At 33.7% G+C, this 25,166-nt stretch carries 10 protein-coding genes; 9 read left to right on the forward strand and 1 reads right to left on the reverse strand.

Annotated features, from left to right (window positions below; all coding sequences use genetic code 11):
- Window positions 1-33 precede the first annotated feature (33 nt).
- From Q4Q34_RS10515 to Q4Q34_RS10550, 8 genes are all read left to right on the forward strand, one after another.
- A complete protein-coding gene (locus tag Q4Q34_RS10515) occupies window positions 34-2,064 on the forward strand; it encodes a beta-L-arabinofuranosidase domain-containing protein (protein WP_303318326.1) in 2,031 nt (676 codons plus the stop codon).
- Window positions 2,065-2,811: 747 nt separating this feature from the next.
- The gene (locus tag Q4Q34_RS10520) at window positions 2,812-4,701 is read left to right on the forward strand and encodes an FISUMP domain-containing protein (protein WP_303318325.1); all 1,890 of its coding nucleotides are present in this window, start codon (window positions 2,812-2,814) and stop codon (window positions 4,699-4,701) included.
- 29 nt (window positions 4,702-4,730) lie between these two features.
- Window positions 4,731-6,605, forward strand: coding sequence for an FISUMP domain-containing protein (locus tag Q4Q34_RS10525; protein ID WP_303318324.1), 1,875 nt, complete (start codon window positions 4,731-4,733; stop codon window positions 6,603-6,605).
- A gap of 54 nt (window positions 6,606-6,659) precedes the next feature.
- Window positions 6,660-9,839 carry a SusC/RagA family TonB-linked outer membrane protein gene (locus Q4Q34_RS10530; protein ID WP_303318323.1) on the forward strand — a complete coding sequence of 1,060 codons (3,180 nt, stop codon included), beginning with the start codon at window positions 6,660-6,662 and terminating at the stop codon, window positions 9,837-9,839.
- Window positions 9,840-9,851: 12 nt separating this feature from the next.
- Window positions 9,852-11,651 (forward strand): RagB/SusD family nutrient uptake outer membrane protein, encoded by a 1,800-nt coding sequence (locus tag Q4Q34_RS10535; RefSeq protein WP_303318322.1) that lies wholly within the window; start codon window positions 9,852-9,854, stop codon window positions 11,649-11,651.
- A gap of 1 nt (window position 11,652) precedes the next feature.
- On the forward strand, window positions 11,653-14,691 hold the full coding sequence (locus Q4Q34_RS10540; RefSeq protein WP_303318321.1) for a SusC/RagA family TonB-linked outer membrane protein: 3,039 nt from the start codon (window positions 11,653-11,655) through the stop codon (window positions 14,689-14,691).
- A gap of 18 nt (window positions 14,692-14,709) precedes the next feature.
- Window positions 14,710-16,413 (forward strand): RagB/SusD family nutrient uptake outer membrane protein, encoded by a 1,704-nt coding sequence (locus Q4Q34_RS10545; protein ID WP_303318320.1) that lies wholly within the window; start codon window positions 14,710-14,712, stop codon window positions 16,411-16,413.
- Between the two features lie 34 nt (window positions 16,414-16,447).
- A complete protein-coding gene (locus tag Q4Q34_RS10550; RefSeq protein WP_303318319.1) occupies window positions 16,448-17,368 on the forward strand; it encodes a BT_3987 domain-containing protein in 921 nt (306 codons plus the stop codon).
- 931 nt (window positions 17,369-18,299) lie between these two features.
- Here the strand turns inward: Q4Q34_RS10550 and Q4Q34_RS10555 are convergent.
- Complete coding sequence (locus tag Q4Q34_RS10555) at window positions 18,300-22,328, reverse strand: hybrid sensor histidine kinase/response regulator transcription factor (RefSeq protein WP_303318318.1); 4,029 nt, start codon at window positions 22,326-22,328, stop codon at window positions 18,300-18,302.
- A 919-nt stretch (window positions 22,329-23,247) separates the two neighbouring features.
- On the opposite strand from Q4Q34_RS10555, the gene Q4Q34_RS10560 reads away from it, so the two are divergent.
- A complete protein-coding gene (locus Q4Q34_RS10560) occupies window positions 23,248-25,164 on the forward strand; it encodes a glycoside hydrolase family 97 protein (RefSeq protein WP_303318317.1) in 1,917 nt (638 codons plus the stop codon).
- Window positions 25,165-25,166: the final 2 nt, after the last annotated feature.

Here is a 25,166-nt window from a genome sequence, read left to right on the forward strand (position 1 = left end):
AAAACATAATATAAAACCAAAAAGTTAATTAAAATGTTAAAAGAAACCTTTAAATCAGTCATTTTCTTAAGCCTTTTCGTTCTTCTCGCATCGAGTTGCCAAGAATCGAATTCAAAAAAGGAAACAATTTCTAAGTATCAACCAAAGTATGAATTGTTAGAAGTAGGACAAGTAAAAGCAACTGGTTGGATGCTAGAGCAAATGAATATAGACCTTAGTGAAGGATATTTATCTAGTTTTCATGAAATATGCCCGTATATTGATCAAGATGTGTTTAATGCAAAACGGGTAAACTCTATCGAAAAATATCCAGGCTACCCTAAATTGGGAACTTGGTGGGGAGCAGAGGAAGAAGGATATTTGAAAGATGGTATGCTACGAATGGCTATTCAAAGTAATAACAAAGAAGTTTTAAAACGAGCAGAAGGATGGATGGAGCGCTTGTTAGAATATCAAGGTGAAGATGGTTATATAGGTATGTATAAAGATGGCGATGAACTGGATACTCGTTTTAACCATTCAGGTGATAATGGCGAATTATGGGTTCAAAGCCGTATTATGTCGCCCATGTTAGCATGGTACGAATATACCAATGACCCTCGTTTTTTGGAAGCTGTAGAACGCGCAGTTAGTTTATCTATTCAGAAATATGACAAAAGCACTCATTTTGCGCATCCAAATATTCAGAAAGGTTCTGGAATTAGTCATTCTGTAGGTTTCTTTGATATATTGGAATGGTTGTATCGCATTACAGGTAAGCAAATCTATGGCGATTTTGCTGTAAGATTTTATGCAGACTTTAATGAATCTCCAACTAAGGATGATGAGATGACTATTAAAAATCTTTTGGATGAGAATTTGAAATTTCAAGCACATACACCTCATATTGTAGAGGGCATGTACATGCCCCATTTAATGGCAGCAATAACTGGTGGCGAAGATGTTAAAAAGGCATCAGATATGGCAATTAAAAAGGCTTGGTATCATTTTACTCCTGGTGGCGGTATTGTTGGTGATGAAGATGTTAAAGGCAGAGAAGGAACCGCAGATACTTATCGTGAGTATTGTGCCCTGCCAGAACTTGTTTTCTCTTTAAATAGAGTCGCTAGTATTTCTGGAAACGTTTCAGTAGGAGATATGGTAGAACGTGTCGTATTTAATTCAGCTCAAGGTGCGCGTTTACCAGATTTAGCAGCACTTCAGTATTTATCTAATGATAATCGTGTAGAAATTAATAGTTGTGAACATGGTGGACGTCTCGCTTACGATGCGAATAGAGCGAAGTGTGATGATAAATTTGATCCAAATCATTTTGATCAAGGAGCAGTTTGTTGTGTAACTAGTGCTTCACGGATTTTACCCTATTTTATTGATGGAATGTGGATGAAAACTGCTGATAAACCAGGTGTGGTTTCGATGTATTATGGGCCTACTACTGTAGAAATTGAGATAGAGGGAGTTAAAGTAAGAATAGAAGAAATAACTAATTATCCATTTTCAGATGAGATTACATTTAAGTTGCATGTTGATAAACCATTAGCTTTCGATTTTAAACTGAGAATCCCTGAAGGTGCTGATGATATAATAATTGTAAATGAAGATGAAACGATTGTAAAAACAAAAGATTCAGATTTTATTAACCTACACAAAAACTGGAAAAATGGAGATGTGGTGAAAATTAAATTTCCATTTGAAGTAAAAAAAATAGATCAACCTATTTCAAAAAGCGTTCCACGCTCAGGATATTTTTTACAGAGAGGACCTTTAGTATATGCATTGCCTTTTCCCTACGAATTAGAAAAAACACTGGAGTATAATAATACAGGATATTACAGGTATGAAGTTAATACCTTAGATAAAACAGGATGGGATTACGCAATAGATAAAGACACTGAATTTTCTCTAAAGGAAATTCCAAATGCAGACATCTCTAAACCTTGGTTTAAGAGTCCTGTATACTTAGAAGGCAACTTGCTAGATATTAATGGAGAGTCCAAAAAAGTAAAATTAGTTCCTGAAGGTTGTACTGTTTTACGAAGAGTTACATTTCCAGGTGCTAAATAGATTTTATATTCATTGGGTAATGCTATATTTATGTAACCCATTTAGCTAATCGTTTATTTGATATAGGCTATGTAATAATAATAAAGAGGCTTTTAAGCCTCTTTTTTATATTAGCGAGAGTTTCGATCTGTTTTTTAGATTTAAATAGATGCCTTTCAATTTTTTAAGAGGTATGTTGTTAACAGAAAAGTATAATCTTCAAAAAATTTCAGAAGTACTTTTAGAGATGCTAATTAATGGCTTTAGTTAGTAACAGCAAAATAGATTGGAGCAGAAGTTTCTTAATCTTTTAAAACAGTATTATTACTGAAATTTTCAAGATATTACATCAGCAATATGGCTATGGGTATCTTTTCACATAACCAAAAATAAATATGGTTAAGGTAAACTCAAAGTTAAAATAGTACGACAATAAAAGGATTATAGATGGTTCTTGTTTTGAATGAACAAATTATGACCTAATTATGGCTATTTCATCACTATTTATAAGGGATTGAACAAAAAATAGAGTAAAAAGGAATATTTGTACACGCTATAAAAAGCAATTAAATGCAATATTTGAACAAGAATACTTGAGTCTGATATTGATTTACAGATTGCTAAATGACCAATAGCAATAATTGTATAGACAAATATATTAAAACAAATACACCTTAATGTTAAAAATATACTAATGTAACGTTAAAGGTAATTGTAATAATAAAGGATTGCATAAACTAAATTTAATTTAAACTAAATCAAATAATTATGAAACACATAGGAAATCTTTTTCTATTAAGTATGTTGTCATTGTTTGTTTTCATAGCCTCTTGTGAAGATGATGATAACAAAAGTGTTGTTTTCCCAACCATTGAAATTTCTATACAAACGCCAACAGACGGCGTTGAAGGCATAGGCTTTAATCCAACGTTTACTTGGGATGCTTCAGGTACAAATCCAGAGAACTTAAAATATGATTTTTATATTGGAACAGATGAAACCAAATTAGGATTAAGAGCAGAAAATATAAAAACTCTTGAATATAAGATTACTAATAATACAGTAATGAAGGGCGATGTAACTTATTATTGGAAAGTAGTGGCTAAAGATGGTATACACGAAAATGAGAGTGAAGTTTGGAGTTTTACTACAGCTCCTACGATTCTTGCACCTTTAACATTAAGTCCTGGGCCTTTTGTTAGAGATGCGATTAATTTTGAATGGGAAACCTCGTCACCAGCTGTAGGTGAAACTTTAAAATATAATGTGTATTTAGGAAAAGATAATCCTCCTACTGAAGTAATTGGGACTGTAGAAGATGCCGCTTCTTTTAATTACGATGCATCACAGTTAGAACATCTTGAAACATACTATTGGAAAGTAGAAGTGGCTGATTTACAAACTACAGCATCTAGCGAAATAAAAACAGTCAAAAAATTATTGGAAGGTTATCCAGATTTACCTTCAAGTATTTCTCCTTTAAATGAAGAATTAATTTTTGCGGCTGATGGAGATGTTATATTGGATTGGACAGACTCATCAGATCCTGAAGGAGAAACAGTAGTGTATGATGTATATCTAGATACAGCCAACCCTCCTGTAAATAAAATAACTAGTTTCTCAGGTGATTCTGAATATAATGCAACGGCATCATTAGTACCAAATATGAGATATTTTTGGAATGTTGTAGCTAAAGATGGTTCTGGTAATTCCTATAGTACAGAGATTTTAAGTTTTGACTATTTAGGATCAACAGGTCCAGCAGCACCTTTATTAAATGAAGAGGTAGTAGATGGGACTTTGTCATTAGATGAATCCTTAGTTTGGGGTAGTGTATTAGGAGCCGCTTCGGTTGATGTTTATATAGATACAGTAAACCCTCCCGTTACAAAAGTGGCTAGTGATGTGACGGAAACCCAATATATGGTTAAAAATAGTGATATTCCTAGCGATATAACAGATGTTAAAACTTATTATGCACGTGTTGTAGCCAAAAATATAGATGGAGAAACAGAATCTCAAATAATATCTTTTATTCCTCAGATGACAGGAACATACACAGATACTAGAGGTCAAGAGGTCATTGAATATCCGTGGGTTCGTTTAGGAACACAGATTTGGATGACTGAAAACTTAAGAACTAAAAAATTAACCGATGGGACAGATTTAATTTTCGTAGGCCCTGTAGTGTTGCCAACGACCTCTACGTCAACAGAACTATATTACGATGACCACCCAGAAGGTCTGTCTGGTTATCCATCGCCTTGGGTAGATGGGGCACATGGTCGTGTGTATTCTAGTTTGGTACCTAGAAATACTCTTATAGCTCCAGAAGGGTGGCATGTTCCAAAAGATAGTGATATCTCTACCATTCAGAGTTATGTTGGAGGTAGGAGAGCTGATATTATGGGGACTTGGCAAGATGGCGGAACTAATCTTTACGGAGTTAACTTTGTTATAGCAGGTTTTCGCTACAACAACTTAGCAGCTAGTTATGTAAATGGGTTTAGAACAGGACTTGAGAAAGATAGGGTAATTATGTGGGCAGATGGTTCTGGTGGTAAAGACTCTTGGGAAATAAAACTGTCTGAATATAAATTTTTTGATTTTGGTAACGAACATAATAGAATGTTTGGAATCCGATTAGTTAGAGATTAAGTTAAAAAGAATTTTAAATACATAATATTATGAAATACATAAATAAGATCCTTTTATTAATTGTGGTCGTAGTTTTTATACCCTTAATATCGTGTGAAGATGATGATGCATTTGTTGAAAAAAAACCAAATGTGACGTTAGTATCACCTGCAGATAAAACGAATGGTATAGATATAGCACCTTCGTTTGAGTGGGAAGCGTCCGATCCAGATGAAAGACCTTTGAAATTTGATTTTTACTTAGGATTAGATAGCACAAAATTATTTGTACAAGCTGAAAACCTCAAAGAAACAAATTATAGCTTAACTGATTATAAGCTTCTTAAAGATGAGGTGTATTATTGGAAGGTGGTTGCAAAAAATGGTCTTCAAGAAAAGGAAAGCGAACTTTGGAGATTTATGTCTATTCCAGCTCCTGATAGTCCAGTATTATCGAGTCCACAAGTAGATTCTTTTGTTCGTGATGTCCTAAATTTTGAGTGGGAACCTGTTCCTGCGGGAGAGGGAGAGGTAATAAGCTATAATGTATTCTTAGGAAAGACCAATCCACCTACAGAAATTATAGCAACTATAGAGGATGGGAGTACGTCATTTAATTTCGATGCAGCAACATTAGAAATTGGAGAGGATTATTATTGGAAAGTAGATGCAACGGACTTAATAAATAGCTCATCCAGTGATATTCGTTCTTTTAAAAAGCTAAGGACTGGTGCTCCTGATGAGCCAATGTTAGTAGCCCCAGTTAATAAATCTGGTGTTATGTCTGGTATTGTATTAGATTGGGATGATGTTACCGACCCAGAAGGTGATCCTGTAAGTTACGATGTATATTTAGATAAATCAAATACGCCTACTACCTTAGTAGCAACAGTAACCACGAGCGAATTTACAACATCATCATTAGATATTAATTCAGGCTATTATTGGTATGTAGTGGCAAAAGATCCTTCAGGCAATTTTACAGAATCAGATATTTTTGGATTTTCGGCTATTGGAGCTAGTCCAGGATTCCCGATTATTCAAGAATTTGAGGTACAAGATGTATTATCACTCGATGAATTGTTGATTTGGAATGCTGCAGATGGTGCAACTACCTATGATGTGTATGTAGATACCGTTAATCCACCGGTGAAAAAACTGGCCAGTGATATCACAGAAACCCAGTTCCAGATTACAAATGCCGATATCCCAAGTGATTTAACAGATATAAAAACATATTATGTACTTGTCGTTGCTAAAGATGGTAGTGGTGGTGAAACCAATTCATTTCCAGTGGCTTTTACGCCTCAAATGACAGGAACATACACAGATACTAGAGCTCAAGAAGTCAATGAATATCCATGGGTTCGCGTAGGAACACAGATTTGGATGACTGAAAACTTAAGAACTAAAAAATTAATCGATGGTACGGATTTAACTTTTTTAGGTCCTGTAGAGTTGCCAGCTACAGCTACTTCAACAGAATTATATTACGATGATCATCCAGAAGACCTGCCTGATTATCCATCACCTTGGGTAGATGGGGCACATGGTCGTGTATATTCTAGTTTGGTACCTAGAAATGCCCTTATAGCACAAGATGGTTGGCGTGTTCCAAATGATGATGATGTCTCTACCATTCAGAGTTATATTGGAGGCAGGAGAGCTGATATTATGGGGACTTGGCAAGAAGGTGGAACTAATCTTTACGGGGTTAATTTTGTTATAGCAGGTTTTCGTTACAACGACTTATCACCTAATTATGTAAATGGGTTTAGAATAGGACTTGAGAAAGATCGGGTAATTATGTGGGCAAATGGTACTGGCGGTAGAGATTCTTGGGAAATAAAGCTGTCTGAATATAAATATTTTGATTTTGGTAACGAATATAGAAGAATGTTTGGGATCCGATTAGTTAGAGATTAATGTATTGTATTAAATAAAAATAATTTAAAAACTAAGTAACTAATATAAAAACATATGAAATATAGATTAGCATTTTTCTTAAGTTGCTTTATCTTTCTAGGGCAAGCGTTAGGAGCGCAGAATATTAAGGTTTCTGGAAAAGTAACAGACGAAAAAGGAGAACCATTGATAGGGGCAACTATTGTTAGTACAGATATGGGGCATGGTGTAAAAGGAGCCGTAGCAGATTTTGATGGAGGTTATGTCATAGAAATAAATCCTAAGGGTAAATTAACCTTTTCATATTTAGGCTATATATCCCAAGAAATAGCTGTTAATGGTCAAACAGAAATTAATGTGGCATTATTACCAGATTTAGAATCTCTAGATGAAGTTGTAGTATTAGGATATACTAAAACCAAAAAGAAGAATATTATTAGTGCTGTAGCTACTGTTTCGGGTGGAGATTTACTAGACACGGGACTTACTAATATGAGTCAGGCCATTCAAGACCGATTGCCCGGTGTTTATACAGAAATTCCTTCGGGACAACCTGGAGCCGACGATGCTCAAATTACAATACGAGGCGTATCGACGTTTGATGATGGAGATGGGGCTAATTCACCCCTTATATTAATTGATGGTATTGAGGCTACTGGCGGATTTTCTCAGTTAGATCCTGGTGAAATAGCATCGATATCTGTTTTAAAAGATGCAGCTTCAACAGCTGTGTACGGTGTTCGTGGAGCTAACGGGGTAATCATTATTACAACAAATAGAGGTCGAGAAGGAGCACCAAAAATAACCGTAGGAGCTGGTGTTACCGCAAAGGTTATCTCTGATATCCCACAAAAATTATCATCATATGATGTTTTAACTTTAGGACAAGAAGCTATAAAAAATGCTGGAGATTATAATAATTTGAGGCCACAACGTTATATAGACACGTTTTTAGATCCAAACAGGAACATTTATGCTTATCCTGATGTTGATTGGTATGATGCTCTGGTAAAGGACATTGGTTGGGAGTCTAATGCTAGAGTGAATGTTTCTGGTGGAACCAAATTTGTGAAATATTTTAGTGCGCTAAGTATTAATCACATAGGGGATATTTTAAAGACAGAGGATTTTAATGGCTATTATGATCCCGAGTTTACTTATGATAAGATTAATTTCAGAACGAATCTGGATTTCGAAATTAGTGAATCAACAAAATTATCTGTAGACATCTCCGGGCGTTCTGATATTAGAAAAACCCCAGACGTAGAAACAGATAGAAACGAATTTAGTAACTTATTTAAATTCCTTGATCAAGCACCTCCATATGTTTTTCCTACATATTATCCTGCGGAGTTTTTAAATGAATTTCCAGACCCTTTGTCTCCTTACCCTCCCAGTATACGTTTAGCGTCTGCTAATGCAGAAGGGCCATCTCTGAATAACCCTTATACAGACCTTAATTACAAGGGGATGAGAAAATTTAGGAGAGATGTTGTAGATTTTCAATTAAACTTAAACCAGAAGCTTGATTTTATTACAACCGGTTTAAGTGTGTCAGGAAAATTTAATTACAGTACAGCGTTTTTATATAGAAAAGTTGAGAGATACAGACCACATTTATGGTTATATGATGTTATTCAGGGAGAATGGAGAACACAATCATCACAATCATATAATTCAACTAATCCGTTATTTCATAGCACAGGTGGTGAAGATTTTAGGGAGGTTAAAAGGAATATATATTATGAGTTTAAACTGGATTACCAACGTAGCTTTGGAGATCATAATATTGCTGCTACTGGTGTTTTTAATCGTAGAGAAAACGAAATTAATGTATCAAGCCTAGCTGCTTATGGCGAAGATTGGGCAGGTATACTATCGTATAATTATAATGGTAAATATTTATTAAAGTTAACAGCAGCTTATAATGGAACGGAAGCCTATGCACCTGGTAAGCGCTATGGGTTTTTTCCAGGAGGTTCTGTTGGCTGGGATATTGCTAAAGAAAAATTTATTAAAGATAATATCTCTTGGTTAAATACTTTGAAAGTAAGATATAATTATGGCGAAGGTGGAGTAAGTAATAGTGAACGCTTCCTTTATTTAGGAGGTTATGAAAGTATTGATCAGAAATTTGGATATGCACGATTCGGGTTTCCATTTCAAGACGAAATACCAAGAACAATTGAAAGTGAAATACCGAGTCCTAACGCTACCTGGGAAACAGCTATCAAACAAAATTTAGGGTTTGATATAAAGTTGTTTGATTACGAACTCACTTTGGGGATTGATTTATATAAAGAAAGACGTGAAGGTATTTTAATTAGGCTCCCACTTCCTTCTTATTATCAACCATCTGTTGGTAGTGGCAAAGATGCTTATAAAGTAGGCGCAGCCAAGGTGAATTTAGGGCAAGCTAAAAATCATGGTATTGAGTTTCAGGCTAATTACAGACATCTTACCCCTGGTGGTTTAACGTATTCTGTCGGAGGTCATTTTACACTGGCAGACAGCCGTATCATATATGCTGGAGATGAGGTGACTAGGCCCTATTATCAGAAACAAGAGGGCAAACCTATAGGCTGGTTGAAAGGGCTCCAAAGTAATGGTTATATCAATACTTTTGAAGAAGCTATTAATAGTCCTGTATTTAATAGTATAAAAAGATTTCCTGGGCATTATGCCTATGCCGATTTTGATGGTGATGGTGTAATTGAAGGAGGATCCGATGGAGAAGACAATATACCCCTTAAAGGTACTAACCAACCAGAGGTTGTTTATGCTTTTAATGGTTCGCTTAATTATAAAGGATTCAACTTAAGTGTACGATTTTTTGGTAAAGAAGGTGTGTCATACGCTTCGAGTAATTTACTTCCTAATTTCAACATAACCTTATTAGAAGGAAAAACGGTACATCTGGATAGATGGAGTCCAGAAAACCAAAATGCAGCATTTCCTGCTTTTGGCTATACAGCACCATCACAAGGGGGGTATAATTCAAGAAGTAATGTAACAACTGTAGAGTCTTCATATTTAAAACTTCAGAATGTTAGTTTAGGTTACAATCTAGAATCTGAATTCTTAAAAAAAGCACTAAAAATTCAAGCTATGAGATTTAGTCTGTCCGGGCAAAATTTATATACATGGTCATCGGTACCTTTTGGTGATCCGGAAGGGGGTAATGGTCTTTCAGGTGGATTTGGCCAATATCCTTTAGTTAAGCGATTTATTTTTGGTGTAAATATTGATTTTTAAAATATAAATAAAATGAGTTATAAAAACAAAATATTACTTTTTTTATCTATAGCTTTCTTCGTGAGTTGTGAAGACTATTTAGATAGAACAGAAGACGGGGCTGAATTTGCTACGGAAGATGAAGTTTGGAGAGACAGGAACAAAATTAACAGTTTTGCTTATAGGTTGTATGATAATATGGAATGGATGTTTGAGACCAGATATGATGGTCAAAACAGAACAGAAGGAGGTACAGGAAAAAACTATGGTAGTGTAGAGGTTTTTAGTGGAGATGTTCTTTTTCTCAGACCTTTGAAAGTAAATGATTGGGTTCTTAAAGGAGACTATATAAGTGCAAGTTTAAATGAAAAGTTTGCTAATCCAGATTTTTATGTTTGTTGGTTTGATAACTGGGAAACTATACTGGTTGCAAACAGTATTTTGGATAGAATAGATGAAGTAACAACAGATATTATGCCTCAAGAGGAAATAGATCTGGTAAAAGGGGAAGCCCTTTTATTTAGAGCGATGGCTTACCACGAACTTCATAAACGTTGGGGTCCTATGCCATATATTAAAACCAGAATTTTTCCGGATACGGAATTAAATTTACCTAGACCAACAAACCGTGAATTAATAGCAGATATTATTGCAGATTGTGATGCGGCTATTGCTGTTTTACCAGAAGTTGGTTACCTTTTTCATCCTAAATATATGGGACGTGTAGGAAAAGCAGCAGCTATGGGGTTAAAATCCAAAGCAATTACTACTGCAGCGAGTCCTAATTATACAGCCGGTAATCAAAAAGATAATGAATTATGGGAGATGGCTGCTGCAGCAGCATGGGATTTAATAGAAATAGCCCAAAATTCTGATAAGGTTGGACTGTTCCAAGGTGATTATAGTCATATATTCCATACAGAGCCAGGTACCATTGAAGGAGTTTGGCCCAGATATATGGTAAAAGGGATACCAGATGTTGCAACTTTACGTTACCCACAGAGTCATACATGGGCATGGCAAAATATTAGGGGAGCTGGTGGTTTTGCTCCTACGCAGGAAATGGTAGATAGATTTGAAACTGCAGATGGTTGGCCTATAGACCACCCTAATTCAAATTACAATCCGCAAGATCCTTATACGAACAGAGACCCTCGTTTTTATAAAGATATATTGTACCATGGAGCACCATGGGCAAAAGTTTCAGAAAATGATCTTATAGACATGAGGACTGAACCAACTTTAGGAGCCGATCGGGCATCAATAAATGGAGGCGATAATTTTAATTCAAAGACAGGGTATTTAGTAAGAAAATTAATGCCTCCTAACTTTAATAATATTGCTTACAGAAGAGAAGTATTTTGTAATGCCCCTTATATAAGAATGGCCGAAATATATTTGAATTATGCAGAGGCTGTTAATGAAGCTTACGGTCCTAATGCATCAGCTCCAGAAGCATCTTTATCAGCAGTTGATGCTTTAAATGCTATTCGTAACAGAGTAGGACAGGTAAATGTGAGACCGGAATTTACAACCGATGCTGCAACTTTTCGAGATGTTGTTAGAAATGAATTTAGAGTAGAACTTGCTTTTGAATACCATTCATGGTTTGATATGATGCGTTGGAGAACAGCTCATATAGAATTAAATGGAGTCGATTTTCATGGTGTAAGAGTTATAGAAGATTTATCTCAACCAACTGAGTTTCGTTATGAAAAATATCCAATAAGACAAGGTCGGGTATTTGAGGAAAGACAGTACAGATATCCAATAAGAGAGAGAGATAGACAAGTTTATGAAATGCCAAATTTAACCCAAAACCCTGGTTGGTAATATGTTAACAATTAATGATTTTACAATGATAAAAACGAAAATATTATATATAGTATTGGCAGGTGTTTTCTCTATGATATCTTTAAAGGTTAAAGCTCAAGAAGAAGAAATAGATAATTTAAATAAGGTATCTGCAACAATAACCAATAAATCTGGAGATCAATTGAGTGATGTGTATATTAAGGCATCTAAATCCAGAAATACAACGATTACCGATAAAAGCGGATTTTTTAGCTTAAGCGTTCAAGACGAAGATATTCTTATTATATCTCGCTTAGGTTATGAAAATAAGCTTGTTTACATAACAGAAGGCGCTCTGGAAAATGAAACCATTGTTTTAAAACAATGGGGGGTCATAAAACCAGAAGAAGCCATTAATATATCTTTAGGAAGTTTACCTTTCGAGAGAATTACAGGATCGGTCGAGCGTATAACTGGAGAGGAATTAAATGATTTCCCAACAGCTTTTACCCAAGAAGCTTTAGCTGGTAGGTTATCTGGTTTAAAGAGTACATATGATAATGCATCTCCGGTTTCAGAAAGTTTTAGAAATAGCATTCGTAATCAAGAAGATATTCAAATTTATGTTGATGGAATTCCATCATCTTTAGTTTTGACACCTGCTGAGGTTGATGATGTTGTTATAGCTAAAGATTATGGTTCTTCTTTTATGTATGGTACATTAGGTGCATCAGGAGCCATGCTTGTAAACACTAAAAAAGGACTGCCAGGTGGACGCTCATTCAGGTTTAGATCCAGAACAGGTGTCAGAACTTCGGCTTTTTTACCTAATACTATGAATGCACAAGAGTATGCAAGAAACTATAATATAGCATTAAGTAATGATGGTTTTTCTCCAATTTATACACAAAATGATATTAGTGATTATACTACTGGAGCTAATCCGGTAAGAAACCCTAATAATAATTATTATGAAGATTTGATAGGTGGTTTTTCTACGTATAAGCATATTACAGGGGATTTTTCAGGGGGTAATGAAGGTGTCCAGTACTTTTCTCATCTTGGGGTTTATAGTACAGACGGTATTGAAAAAGTTGGTGATGGTAGAAAACTATCAAGATTTAGGTTAAATAACAATGTACGAATTAAATTAGGTGATGCAGGAATAGTTAATGTTGGTATAGGTGGAAGTTTTAATACAACAAAAGAACCAAGACTAAATGCTAATGAGGCATTTGCTACTATGTACAGTTATCCTGCCAATGCGTTGCCTTATAAGATTAATGATAGTATTTATGCCATCACACCAGAATATGGGACCAACTTACTTACAGATTTGGCACATGGTCCCATTATAGAAGATACTAGAAGAGATGCTTTTGCCCGCATAGGTCTAGATTTAAATTTAGACGAATTAATTAAAGGCTTAACATTTAAAGGCTTGATAGGTACGTATACGTTAAATGTATTGTCTAAGCAATTACAAACCCGTACCGCAAACGGTAATACAGAATTATTATACCTTGTAGATAGAGCAGAACCTGTATTTACATTAAATAATGATGGAACCTATACAACTACTTTTAGAAAATTTAAAGCAAGAGAACCAGATAACATATGGGAAAGATATAGAGACCAGGTTGATAGGAGTCAGTTTATTAACGTTAATTTACATTATAATAGGGATTTTAATAAAAATCATAAGGTTATAGCAGATTTAATTTTTACGAACCAAAAAGTAACAGGAAGTGGGTTAGATCAGAATTTAATCTTTAGAAATCTAGGGCTCAGGGTAAATTATTTGATTAACCAGAAATATGTACTGGAAGGAAAGCTTATGAACACCCCTATTCGTCAATTATCTAAAGACGAAAGAAAAACAATAAATTATGATGCAGGGATCGCTTGGTTGTTGCATAAAGAAAATTTTCTTAACGGATCATCTTGGTTAAATTTTTTAAAGCTAAGAGCTAATTTTGGAGTACAATCAAGACCTGTGACTCAATTCTTTATTTCTGAAAACTTATACGTTGATGGTCCAGGTGCAACTTTTGGAATTGTAGGAGCTTCTGGTGGTGTTGGTGGTCAAGTTAGAGCATTTACGGCTCCAGACGAATTATTAACACCAAAGCAAGAGTATTTAAGTGCCGGTTTAGATTTCCAGATGTTTAAATCTAAAATAAATGGGCAGATAAATTATTTTAATATTCGTAACTATGATCAGATAATAGCACCGGAAAATTTATATGCGCTTATACCAGGTCAATATGTTCCTTTAGATAATTATGGAGATTCCAAGTTTAGAGGTATAGATGCCAGTATATCATACAATGGTAAAATTGGTGAGAATCTTTCATTTAGAATAGGTGTTAACGCCATGTATGGAGATAATCATATCACAGCATCAGACAATGTAAATTACCCAGAGCAGTATAGAAATATTAATGGGAATAGTGAAAGTCGTATTCTAGGTCTTAAAGCAGAAGGCATTTTTCAAAATGAAGCTGAAATAGCGAATGCCGTTCCTCAGCTTTTTGGTGAAGTAAAACCTGGTGATATAAAATATAAAGATTTTAATAATGATGGTGTGGTTGATGAGAAGGATATTCATGAAATAGGTAATGCTCCAAGAATGTCATATGGTATAAACTATATGATGCAATATAAAAGTTGGAGCTTGAGTATTCATGGAGACGGTGTTCTTGGAGGTAGCTATATTGAAGAACTACACTGGAATACAGGGACAAACGATTACACGACAACATTGGCAAAAAGCTGGCCGGTTAGTAATAGTTTGCCAAGATTAACAACATTGAATAACGAAAATAACTATAGAAATTCGTCGTTCTGGTTAGAAAATGCTGACTATTTTAATTTAAGAAGCATTATGATAGCTTATACCTTACCAAAAGCTTTATTAAATAATCTAGGTGTTAAGGAGTTTACCTTTTCTGGATCTGTCAAAAATCCTTTTGTAATATCTTATAGTAAGGATAGGTTTATGCCAAGTAAAGAACATGGATATACCTTACATCCAGTATTGAAAGCCTTTGAACTGGGGATACAAGTATCATTTTAATTATAAAATTTAAAAAATATGAAGAAATATATATTACTTTTTTTAATGATAGCTTCGATTTTGAATACTGGGTGTTCAGAAAGCGAGTTTGATCAGATTATTCCCAGTCCTGATTTATCATCCGATGAGGTTCTAAATGATATAAGACGTGCAGGGGGGCTTATAAACCCAGTGTATGGAGGCGTGAGAAGTACACCTCGAATTTCTTTAGAGTACTTTACAAATAACGCTGTAGAATTTAATGGAGCAAAAAGAGCTGCGGTGTCTGGTGCTACGGCAGAAAATTCGCCAGTAAGTGGTGAATGGAATTTAGCTATCGACAATATTTTCAGGATTAATGAATTTTTTAAATATGTAAAAGATATAAAATTTGATGCCCTTGACGAAGAGCGTTCAGAAGGGCTAAAGAAAAGAACAAGAGGAGAAGCTTTTGGCTTAAGAGCATATTATAAATGGCTACTACTTAAGAATTTTGCAGGCCCTTCAGCAACAGATGGTACAATGCTTGGATTTCCAATAATAGATGATTTATTAACCATAAATGAGGCTAATAGTGTACCAAGAAGCACATATCTGGAGAGTTATAACAGTATAAAAAAAGATTTAGATAGCGCTTATAAGTATATTGAAGTATTTCGTTACGAAGGTGATGCTGATGTAGTGGCTGGTGCTGTGAATACCAGTAGGATTACCAGGGAGGCAATTTGGGCTTTACGTGCAAGATTAGATCTTTTTGCTGCAAGTCCAGCTTATGAACAGATTCCTTGGGAACAAGCGGCTCAAACCGCTTACGATGCTATAATTGCTATTGATGGAGGTGTTTTAAAACCACTTAGTCCTTATGGGAATTTTGATGAAACTGACAATAAAGATCATTTATGGAGAAAAGGGTTTAGTTCTAATGGAAACTTAGAACGTGCTCATTATCCACCATCTATGTTTGGTAATGGTAATGCTAATCCAAGTCAGAATTTAGTGGATGCTTTTGCTGATAAAAATGGATTTCCAATTACACATCCTAACTCTATTTATAATGCGATTTATCCTTATGAAGATAGAGAAGGACGTTTTGAGCGTTTTGTTTTCTATAACGGGCAAAATGACTATAGGAATGTTTATATTGAAGTTTTTGATGGAGGCAAAGATGCTAACGGCTCAATAAAAAAACAAGCCACTCGAACAGGATATTATCTAAAAAAATATTTGAGTGAAAATGTTAATTTTGATCCTGATCAGACTACAGGATCTAGTAAGGCTAATAAAATGTATCCTATTTTTACAAGAGCAGGATTATACTTGGATTTTGCAGAAGCGGCAGTAGAAGCTTATGGCGTTAATGGTAGTAATGGGAGTATGGCTTTTACAGCCAAAGATGCTCTTGTAGAAATACGAACAAGAGCAGGTATAAATAATGATTTGTATATAGATATTGCTGACGATCTTTTAGATACCTATATAGACTTAATTAGAAATGAAAGACGTGTAGAGTTTGCCTTTGAAGGTGAATATTATTATGATGTAAGACGATGGAAATTACCATTAGAACTGCTTACAGAACCAGTTAAAGGAGTTGAGGTTACAAGGCTAGGAGAAGATTCTTTTACATACGAAGAAAAACAAGTAGAGTCCAGAAATTTTTCAGAGCGTATGTATTACAATCCTATACCAAGAAACCAAGTGTTATCTTCTAATGCTCTTATCCAAAATGCGGGATGGCAATAGTTAACTAATAATTGTATAAAAAAATATGAAAATTATGAAATATAGAAATTGTTTAATTGTTTGTTTATTGTTGCTTTCAATAATCGTATCATGTGAACGGTATGATGATTATGAAGTAGATTCAATAGGTTTTAAAACAGTGTATTTCCCATTCTCTGAATTAGAAAGATCGGCTGTTTCTGGTGAAGGACTTGAAATTAAAATCGGTGCTTACATTGGAGGTGTTAGAGAAAATACCATCGATGAAGAGGTTACGTTTGAAATTGATGAAACGTTATTAGATGGCACATCTTATACCATATTGCCAAGTGATTATTATACATTAGGGAGCCCAGATAAAATAACCATACCCAAAGGAGAATATTTAGGGTTATTGCCTGTAAAGTTTGATTCTTTAAAAATGGCAAATGATATGCTCTTAAAAGATTTTAACTATGCTATTCCTTTAAAAATAGTTTCAACAACTACGGATTCTATTTTAGATGGAAAAGGAGAAACTATAATACCAATAAAACTAATGAATACGTATGAGGGTAATTTTTACCAAGTGGGTAGTTTAAAAGAATTCTTTACTGTTACTAAGGTGTTGGATACGGCTTATGTATATGGAGATAATTTAGATGGCCCCAGTACACCCATACGAGAATTAAGCTCCATTATGATGGATACGGTAAGTGTTAATGGTGTAGCTAATCGTTCGGGAGATGATTTTTCTATGAAACTTAAAGTAAATCCAATTGATAATTCAGTAACTATTATTGCAGATCCTTCATCTACGTATCAAGTCGAGGAAAACGGTTTCAGTTTATGGGATCCTGTTAAGAGAAAGTTTACTTTAAAGTATAAATATAGTGATGGAGGGAAAGATTTTGAAGTAGAAGAAACCCTTACATTCCGTAATAGAATCCGAGATGGTATTAACGAATGGCGTTGGGAAGGATTTCCAGGCAATTAATAATATTATTTAATAAAAAACGTATAATTTTTTGAGTTAGTGTTAGTTCCGTTTAGTTAAAAGAGGCTGTCCATAAAAGGCAGCCTCTTTTTATGCTTAAATAGTTGTTATATAGTAGTTCGTAGATACTTTTTTAAGCAACAAAAAGCTATTCTTCTTATTATAGTATCGAACATCTGTTTTCTCTTGTAAGTTTTTTATACTTGGGAGCTATTTTTTAAATCAAATTCTCCAGAGGTGCGACACTTAGAAACCCCTTTTGAACACTTTTCTCCTGCCTACTTACAGTTACGGTGTACCCACATATTGCCCTAAACAGTAACTATAATAATATTAAAGAAAAGAGGTATCGTGATGATATGTTATATCTATCAGGTAGAAACCACAAAACCTCCAAATGAGCGGCACTTAGCCCTCTCTTTTGGACAGGTCGTTCCCTCCTAAATAGAGGATTATAAGATTTAAAAAAGGGATTAAGGCGATCGTTAAGAAATGACCATAAGGCAAGCCCCGACCCTTCGTAAGAATAAAGTACAAAAGCTTCGAAACCTAGGAGCATAGTATGGGATGTAGCATTGGCGCGACGTCGAAGTTTTGTACTTGGTTCTTCTTGAGCCTAAGCAAAAGAAGAAATTCCTATCGAAGGGGCGTCTTTTCTCCTGCCTGCCGGCAGGCAGGTTTGTTACTTTTCTTTGGACGAGAAAAGTAAATAATAAAATATAAATCTTTTTTTAAAAGACGGTAGGTATGGTATACCGTAACTGTCGAGTTACTAAGCCAAAGGCATGACAGACAGGAACGGGAATCTCATCATGATGAGATTCCTCCTCGTTCCTCGTAATGAATGACATGATTTCTTCTTTAAAACCTTTTAAGTAACTGATTATCAATTTATAATATATCGAACTGACGTTATTTAAAAAATGATGTTTTATGGATTCTCTAAATCCGTATTTTCAGTATTTGAGTATTTCTTAGAATATTCAGTAGGTGTTACATTATAAACCTGTTTAAAACATTTACTGAAATATTTGGGGTCATTAAACCCTGTTTTAATACACACCTCGGAGATTAATAAACCAGAATTTTGTTTTATAATTTGAGTTGCACGTTTTAACCTGTAATCACGAATAAATTCATTTGAAGACTTTTCTGTTAATTGCGTTAGCTTTCTATAAAGACCTGAATGGCTCATGTTCATTTTCTTTCGGAACTCATGTGCATTAAATTCAGGATTGTCAAAATTTTGGTCTAAAACCTCATAAGCCTTTTTAATAAATAAATCATCCGTTGAATCGATGTCTTTATTATCTGGAATAAAGTTTATTTTGGTTTTAGATTTCTCTGATATTTTTTTGTTTGTTTCAATAATGTTTTTAATTCTGGATTCCAGTATTTGAATACTAAAAGGCTTCTTTATATAATCATTAGCACCAAGACTTAAGCCCTTTATTTTAAATTCATCCGATGTCCAAGCACTTAAAAATAAAAATGGGATATGGCTTGTTTTTTCATTTTCCTTTATTTGCTTACAAAATTCAATTCCATCCATTACAGGCATTAAAGTATCACTTAATATTAGATCAGGTATATGTTTTAAAGCTTTAACCAAACCTTTTTCTCCGTGAGGGGCTTCAATAACTCTAAAGTTTTCCGATAAGGCATTTACGATGTAAGATCTAATGTCGAAATCATCCTCGACTACCAATATTTTTGGTGTGTTTTTATTGTGATTTTTAGTTATGATTTCATTTTCAGGAGTATCTTTTGAAAGATTTATAGGTTTTAAAGGAAGTCTTTCCGGAACATAATTTCTTATGTTTTTAGATTCATAAAATTCTTTTTTTATGGGGATGGTCACTGAAAATGTAGAACCTTTATCAAGCTCACTTTCAACTTTAATATTGCCATTATGTAGTATTACTAATCTATTTACGTAATCCAGCCCAATACCCGCACCGTTTGGATTTAGGGATTTGGCAGATTTAATTTGATAGAATCCTTCAAATATTTTGGCTAATTTGTCTTCAGCAATACCAATACCATCATCTACAACACTCACAATAATGTATTCTTTTGAGGCATCTGTATAATCTAATAAAATAGTAATATGCCCTCTCTTCATTGTAAATTTGAAGGCATTAGATAGCAGATTATATAATATTTTTTCGATTTTATCTTCATCTATCCAGCCCATTAAACTTTTTTCTTGCGGTTGGAATTTGAATGTTATTTCATTTTGAATGGCAAATTCATGAAATGCGTGTGTCGTATTCTCTATACACTCTATAATATTTTGTTCAGAAACTTGTAAACTTAAAGTATCACCTTCTAGTTTACTTATGTCCAAAATTTGATCAACCAACCGCAGTAGGCGAAATACATTTTTATTAACAAGCTGTAATAAATGGGAGTTTTTTTCATCTTTATTATACTTAATGAGTTGCGATATAGGATCTGAAATCAACGTTAAAGGTGTGCGTAATTCATGAGAAATATAAGTAAAGAAACGAAAACGCATTTGATTGAAATCCTCTTCATTCTTTAACTTCATGCGCTGTAGTTCGTTTTCATTTTTTTGTTTTGTACTTATAATAGTATACTTATTATAATAGTATAGTAACAAAATAAATGTGAGAAACATCATGGTCTTAAACCACCATGTGGCATAGAATGGAGGGGCAATGAAAATTTTTAAAGATTTTTCATTACTCTTAGAAGCGCTATTAATGACTTTCACTTTAAGTACATAATCTCCATGATTAAGATTTGTAAACCCGACAGATCTATTAGCGCCAATATTTACCCAGTCATTCATATAATTTTCTAGGATATAAGCATACTTGTTCTTGCCTTGGGTATTAAAATCTAATGCAGCAAAATCAATTGAAAAATCATTTTGTATGGCTTTAAGATTTATTTGTTCGGTTTTTGAAATGCTTTTATTTAATGGTGAGTTCTCAACATTTACATTGGCACTTTTATTATCTATTTTTAAAGATGAAAATACAATTGAAGGCCCTTTTTTGCTTTTTGAAATACTATCGGGGTGAAATATAACTAAGCCTTTAGAACCTCCAAAACCAATAGAATGATCAGGTAAGATTACTGATGCTTTTGGTTGAAATTGTTTAGAAGGGAGTTTATAGCTATCACCAAAGTTTTCGAAAGCTTGAGTTTTTTTATCAAACTTAACAAGCCCTTTAAATGTACTTACCCAAAAAGCGTTGTCTCCCATAGAAACCATACTTGAAACAAAATTACTGGGTAATCCATCATCCTCAGTGAAAAAAGTAAATTCATGATTATTTAAATCTAAATAGCCCATTCCACCTCCTTGAGAACAAAACCAAATGAGTTCTTCGCCGTTTTCAAAATAAACTTGACTTATAGGAAAAGATTCCAATTGATTACTATAAAAATCTTCAAATGTTTCTGTAGATGGATTAAAAATCGCAATACCTCCTATAGTGGCTAATACAAGATTATTATTTTTTGTGACTTTTATATCTCGAACATTAATATTACTATACTTTTTGAAGTTATTTTGAATTGGATCATAAAGATTTAATCCTGTTTGAGTGCCTATCCATAGGTTTTTTGAAGCATCTTCAGCAAAACAATATATTTTGTTGTCACTAATACTGCCCGTATCGTTGAGGTTGTGTTTGTAATGATAAAAACCCCTTTTATCAGGAGTTAACAAATTTACCCCACCTGAGTATGTACCAAACCACATATTGGATTTGGAATCTTCAAAAATAGATGTTACTGTGTTGAAACTCAAAGATGAAGGGTTGTTTTTTTCGTGAGAATAAGAAGTATATTGCTTGTTTTTTGAGTTGTATTTACTTATTCCTCCCCAAGTTCCAAACCACAAATTATTTTTGCTATCAAGAAAAACACTTCGAATTCGGCTTTCAATAATACTATTTTTATCATGGGCTTGATGTCTAATTAGTTTAAAAACACTGTTTTTTGATGTATTGAAACAAACGCCACCAGCATAAGTACCTACCCATAAAATACCTTCCCTATCTTCATATACAGAATATATTGAATTAGTTACTAAACTTTGAATATGGTCTGGATCATGATTTAAAGTTGAAAATGTATGAGAGGTTTTATTCATTTTAGCTAAGCCTCCCCCATTAGTTGCAACCCAAAGGTCTCCCTCTTTAGTTAGAAAAATGTCACTGACTTCATTATGAGGTAACAAGCTATTGTCTGTGTGAAAAGTTTTAAAATGTTTTTTATTATAATATGATAGGCCTCCTTGAAGTGTCCCAATCCAGAGATTACCTTCTTTATTTAAGGTAAGTGCTGTTATAATATTTCCCCCAACAGAGTTTTTATCATTTTCATTATAAAAATAATTGATAATTCGTTTGCTTTTTTTATTAAGTCGGTTCAAACCATGTCGTGTCCCTATCCAAAGATTTGCATTATCATTAGCTAATGATAATACTTCCGAATTGGATAATGAATTTGTTCTGTTAGCAGCATGCCTATAATTGTCTATAACACCATGATTAAGATTATATAAAACAAGACCCTCGGAGGTCCCTAACCAAACAAGTGAGTCATTTTCTTTTTCAATACAATTTACTTTAATGGGCTTGTTGAAGTTTTCGAATAGATTACATAGGGTTATAGTTTCTGTAATTGGGTTATAAAGTTTAAGCCCATTATCTGTAGCAATCCATAAAAGGTTTTCATCATCTTCGTACAAATCAAGAACCTTTTTTCCGATTAAAGTTTCAGATTTATTTTTGTTTATATCAATAACTTCAATGTCGTAACTATTGTACCTGTTTAGTCCTTCATCTGTGCCAAACCATAGGTATCCGGATTTGTCTTTTAAAATAGTATTTACTGTGTTTTGAGACAATCCATTTTCTGTTGTGATAGATAAAAAATCAGAAACAGATTGATCTTCAATGTATTGGGCGTTTGCCAAATTACAGTAACTAAGAATAAAAAAGGTTAATATGAGAGATTTATTTAACATTACAGTTATTAATTATTTTTAGGGAGTATTATTGTCTGCTTTTATAAGTAGCCAGAATATTAAAATATGCTTATGTGTGAAATTTTGTACGTTTTAGTGTTAACTTACCATAATTCATATATTTAACCAAAAATGGTAAAAAAAATTAAAAAACATAAATATTTTAAGTAATATCATCAAAATACCATTAAAATTATATTTTACTTCCAAGTATTTTTAATCTTCATGATTATTGATTTTAATTTGTTTTATATTTAAAACAATATTTCAAATATAAATAATTAAATGCTTTCCCCAAAATTAATACCTAGATCAATTTTTTCTATTTCTTGCTTCTAAAATGTGTCTTTACTTATTAAAGTGTTTTAATACGGAATCTCTATTAAATTTGTTAATGATACTTCAAGTTTATAAAATTTCTAATTAGTAGAAACTATATTAAAATTTTGGCTTTAAAAATTCTCCAACTTTTAGACCTCTCTGAGAGGTCAGAACTACAAAAAAGTAGTTCAGATGATTTAAATACAAAATTTCGATTTTTGGCTCTGAAACCAAAATAAAACGGTCAAAATACCCCTGTAGATTACCTCTGAGATACTCATTTTGAAGAAATTTTCCACTATTTAAAATGGAAGAATTTTCTTCAACATATTGTTCGAAATGTTGAATTTTTGAACATTTTGTCTGCTATTTACTCTTAAGTGAACAATTTCTTCACTATTTATAGCATTAAATCGACCTTAAACATATAATTAATCAAGTAATTTGACTTATAAATAATATCGCTATTGCAAGTTTATCATTTTCCGCTCTAGGGGATATTACTCTTAGGCAGATATTATTAATACTAATATTTTAAAACTTATAAATGAATAAAATACTAATAATTAAAATATGTTTTGTTGCTGTTTTATTAAGTGCTTGTTCGAGCAAAAAAGATAAAACCCTAGTTGTTCAAAGTCCAAATCTGGATTTTGAATTTATGTTAAAAATAGACGATAGTTTATCTCAGCCATTTTATTCTGTTAATTATAAGAAAAAAGGTGTTGTAGGAGATTCTAAACTAGGATTTGTTTTAAACACATTGGATTTAAAATATAAATCCTACCAAATTGCAAATGTTAAACAGGTAGAAAATACTTCAATTGATACGAGTTGGAAACCTGTTTATGGAGAAAAGAATGAATACCCCGAGATTTATAATGAATCCCTTTTTAGATTTAGCGATAGTGATAATCAAGAAATTTTTAATCTAAGGGTACGAGCTTATAATGAAGGCATAGCTTTTCGCTATGAATTCTTAAATAATGAAGGAGATGCGATAAACATACAAAGTGAAAGCACAGAATTTTCTTTACCACCTGATGCGATTGCTTGGACTTCGACAGAAGCGCAAGGTAAAATTGTAAAGAGGCCTGTTTCTAGTATAAAAGAAGCTGTAGAAAGACCGTTATTGGTTAAATTACAAGATTCAATATTTCTAGCCATAGGTGAAGCTGCTTTAGTTGACTACGCTCGTATGAAGTTTGTTAATAAAGAAGGAAGCCCTGGAACTTTGGTGTCAGAATTAAGTAGTGAAGTCATAGGGAACTCCCCCTTAAAAACCCCATGGCGTTTTGTTATGGCGGCTAAGAAACCCGGAAAATTACTAGAGCATAATTATCTTATTTTAAACTTAAACGAGCCGAATAAATTAGAGGATACATCGTGGATTAAACCTGGGAAAATTATTAGAGAAAGTACCCTTACAACAAAGGGAGGGATGGCTTGTGTTGATTTTGCAGTAAAGCATAATCTTCAATTTATAGAATTTGATGCAGGTTGGTATGGTAATGAATACGATGATGCCTCAGACGCTACTACCATTACAATAGACCCAAGAAGGTCAAAAGGACCTTTAGATTTATTGGGAGTCATAAAATATGCCAAGAGTAAAAATATTGGAGTTGTTCTATATGTTAACAGAAGAGCCATGGAGAAACAATTGGATGATATATTGCCTTTGCTTAGCTCTTGGGGTGTTAGTGGTGTTAAATATGGATTTGTTAATGTGGGGCCACAGAAATGGACAAGTTGGCTACATGATGCTGTTCGTAAAGCGGCCGATTATAAATTAATGATAGATACTCATGATGAATATCGCCCAACAGGTTATTCTAGAACATACCCAAATTTTATGACTCAGGAAGGTATAAGAGGCGATGAGGAATCTCCAGAAAACAGCATGGTTCTTAACACTATTTTTACAAGAATGATTGCCGGAGCAGGTGACCAAACGAACTGCTATTTTGCGCCTAGAGTAACAGAAACAATGGGATCCCATGTTTCTCAGCTAGCCAAAGCCGTATGTGTATATAGTCCTTGGCAATTTTTGTATTGGTATGATAGACCCGAAGGTTCTGAGGCAAACGAAGAAGGTGCAGGAGGAAATAAAGAATTTATTAAAGAAGTTCCAGAATTAGCATTCTATGACGCGCTTCCTACCGTATGGGACGATACCAAAGTCATTGACGGGTATCCAGGTGAATATGCCATTATAGCAAGAAGAAGTGGAGAAGATTGGTTTGTAGGCGCTTTAAATGGTAATACGCCACGAGATATTAACTTATCATTAGACTTCTTAGAAGCGGGTAAAAACTATGAGGCCATCATCTATTCAGACGATGAAAATGTAGATTCGTTCACCAAAGTTCGTATTGAGAAAAGAAAGGTGAGTTTAGAAGACGATTTAGTTTTTAATATAAAAAACAAAAACGGATTAGCAATTCATATAAAAGCATTATAACA

Origin of the sequence: Flavivirga abyssicola (assembly GCF_030540775.2) — a bacterium.
GTDB classification, from domain to species: Bacteria; Bacteroidota; Bacteroidia; order Flavobacteriales; family Flavobacteriaceae; genus Flavivirga; species Flavivirga abyssicola.

Excerpts from the sequence above, each read along its gene's own strand:
- Q4Q34_RS10520 (WP_303318325.1), top strand. The coding sequence starts at position 2,812 with ATGAAACACATAGGAAATCTTTTTCTATTAAGTATGTTGTCATTGTTT.
- Q4Q34_RS10525 (WP_303318324.1), top strand. The coding sequence starts at position 4,731 with ATGAAATACATAAATAAGATCCTTTTATTAATTGTGGTCGTAGTTTTT.
- Q4Q34_RS10550 (WP_303318319.1), top strand. The coding sequence starts at position 16,448 with ATGAAATATAGAAATTGTTTAATTGTTTGTTTATTGTTGCTTTCAATA.
- Q4Q34_RS10530 (WP_303318323.1), top strand. The coding sequence starts at position 6,660 with ATGAAATATAGATTAGCATTTTTCTTAAGTTGCTTTATCTTTCTAGGG.
- Q4Q34_RS10545 (WP_303318320.1), top strand. The coding sequence starts at position 14,710 with ATGAAGAAATATATATTACTTTTTTTAATGATAGCTTCGATTTTGAAT.
- Q4Q34_RS10515 (WP_303318326.1), top strand. The coding sequence starts at position 34 with ATGTTAAAAGAAACCTTTAAATCAGTCATTTTCTTAAGCCTTTTCGTT.
- Q4Q34_RS10535 (WP_303318322.1), top strand. The coding sequence starts at position 9,852 with ATGAGTTATAAAAACAAAATATTACTTTTTTTATCTATAGCTTTCTTC.
- Q4Q34_RS10540 (WP_303318321.1), top strand. The coding sequence starts at position 11,653 with ATGTTAACAATTAATGATTTTACAATGATAAAAACGAAAATATTATAT.
- Q4Q34_RS10560 (WP_303318317.1), top strand. The coding sequence starts at position 23,248 with ATGAATAAAATACTAATAATTAAAATATGTTTTGTTGCTGTTTTATTA.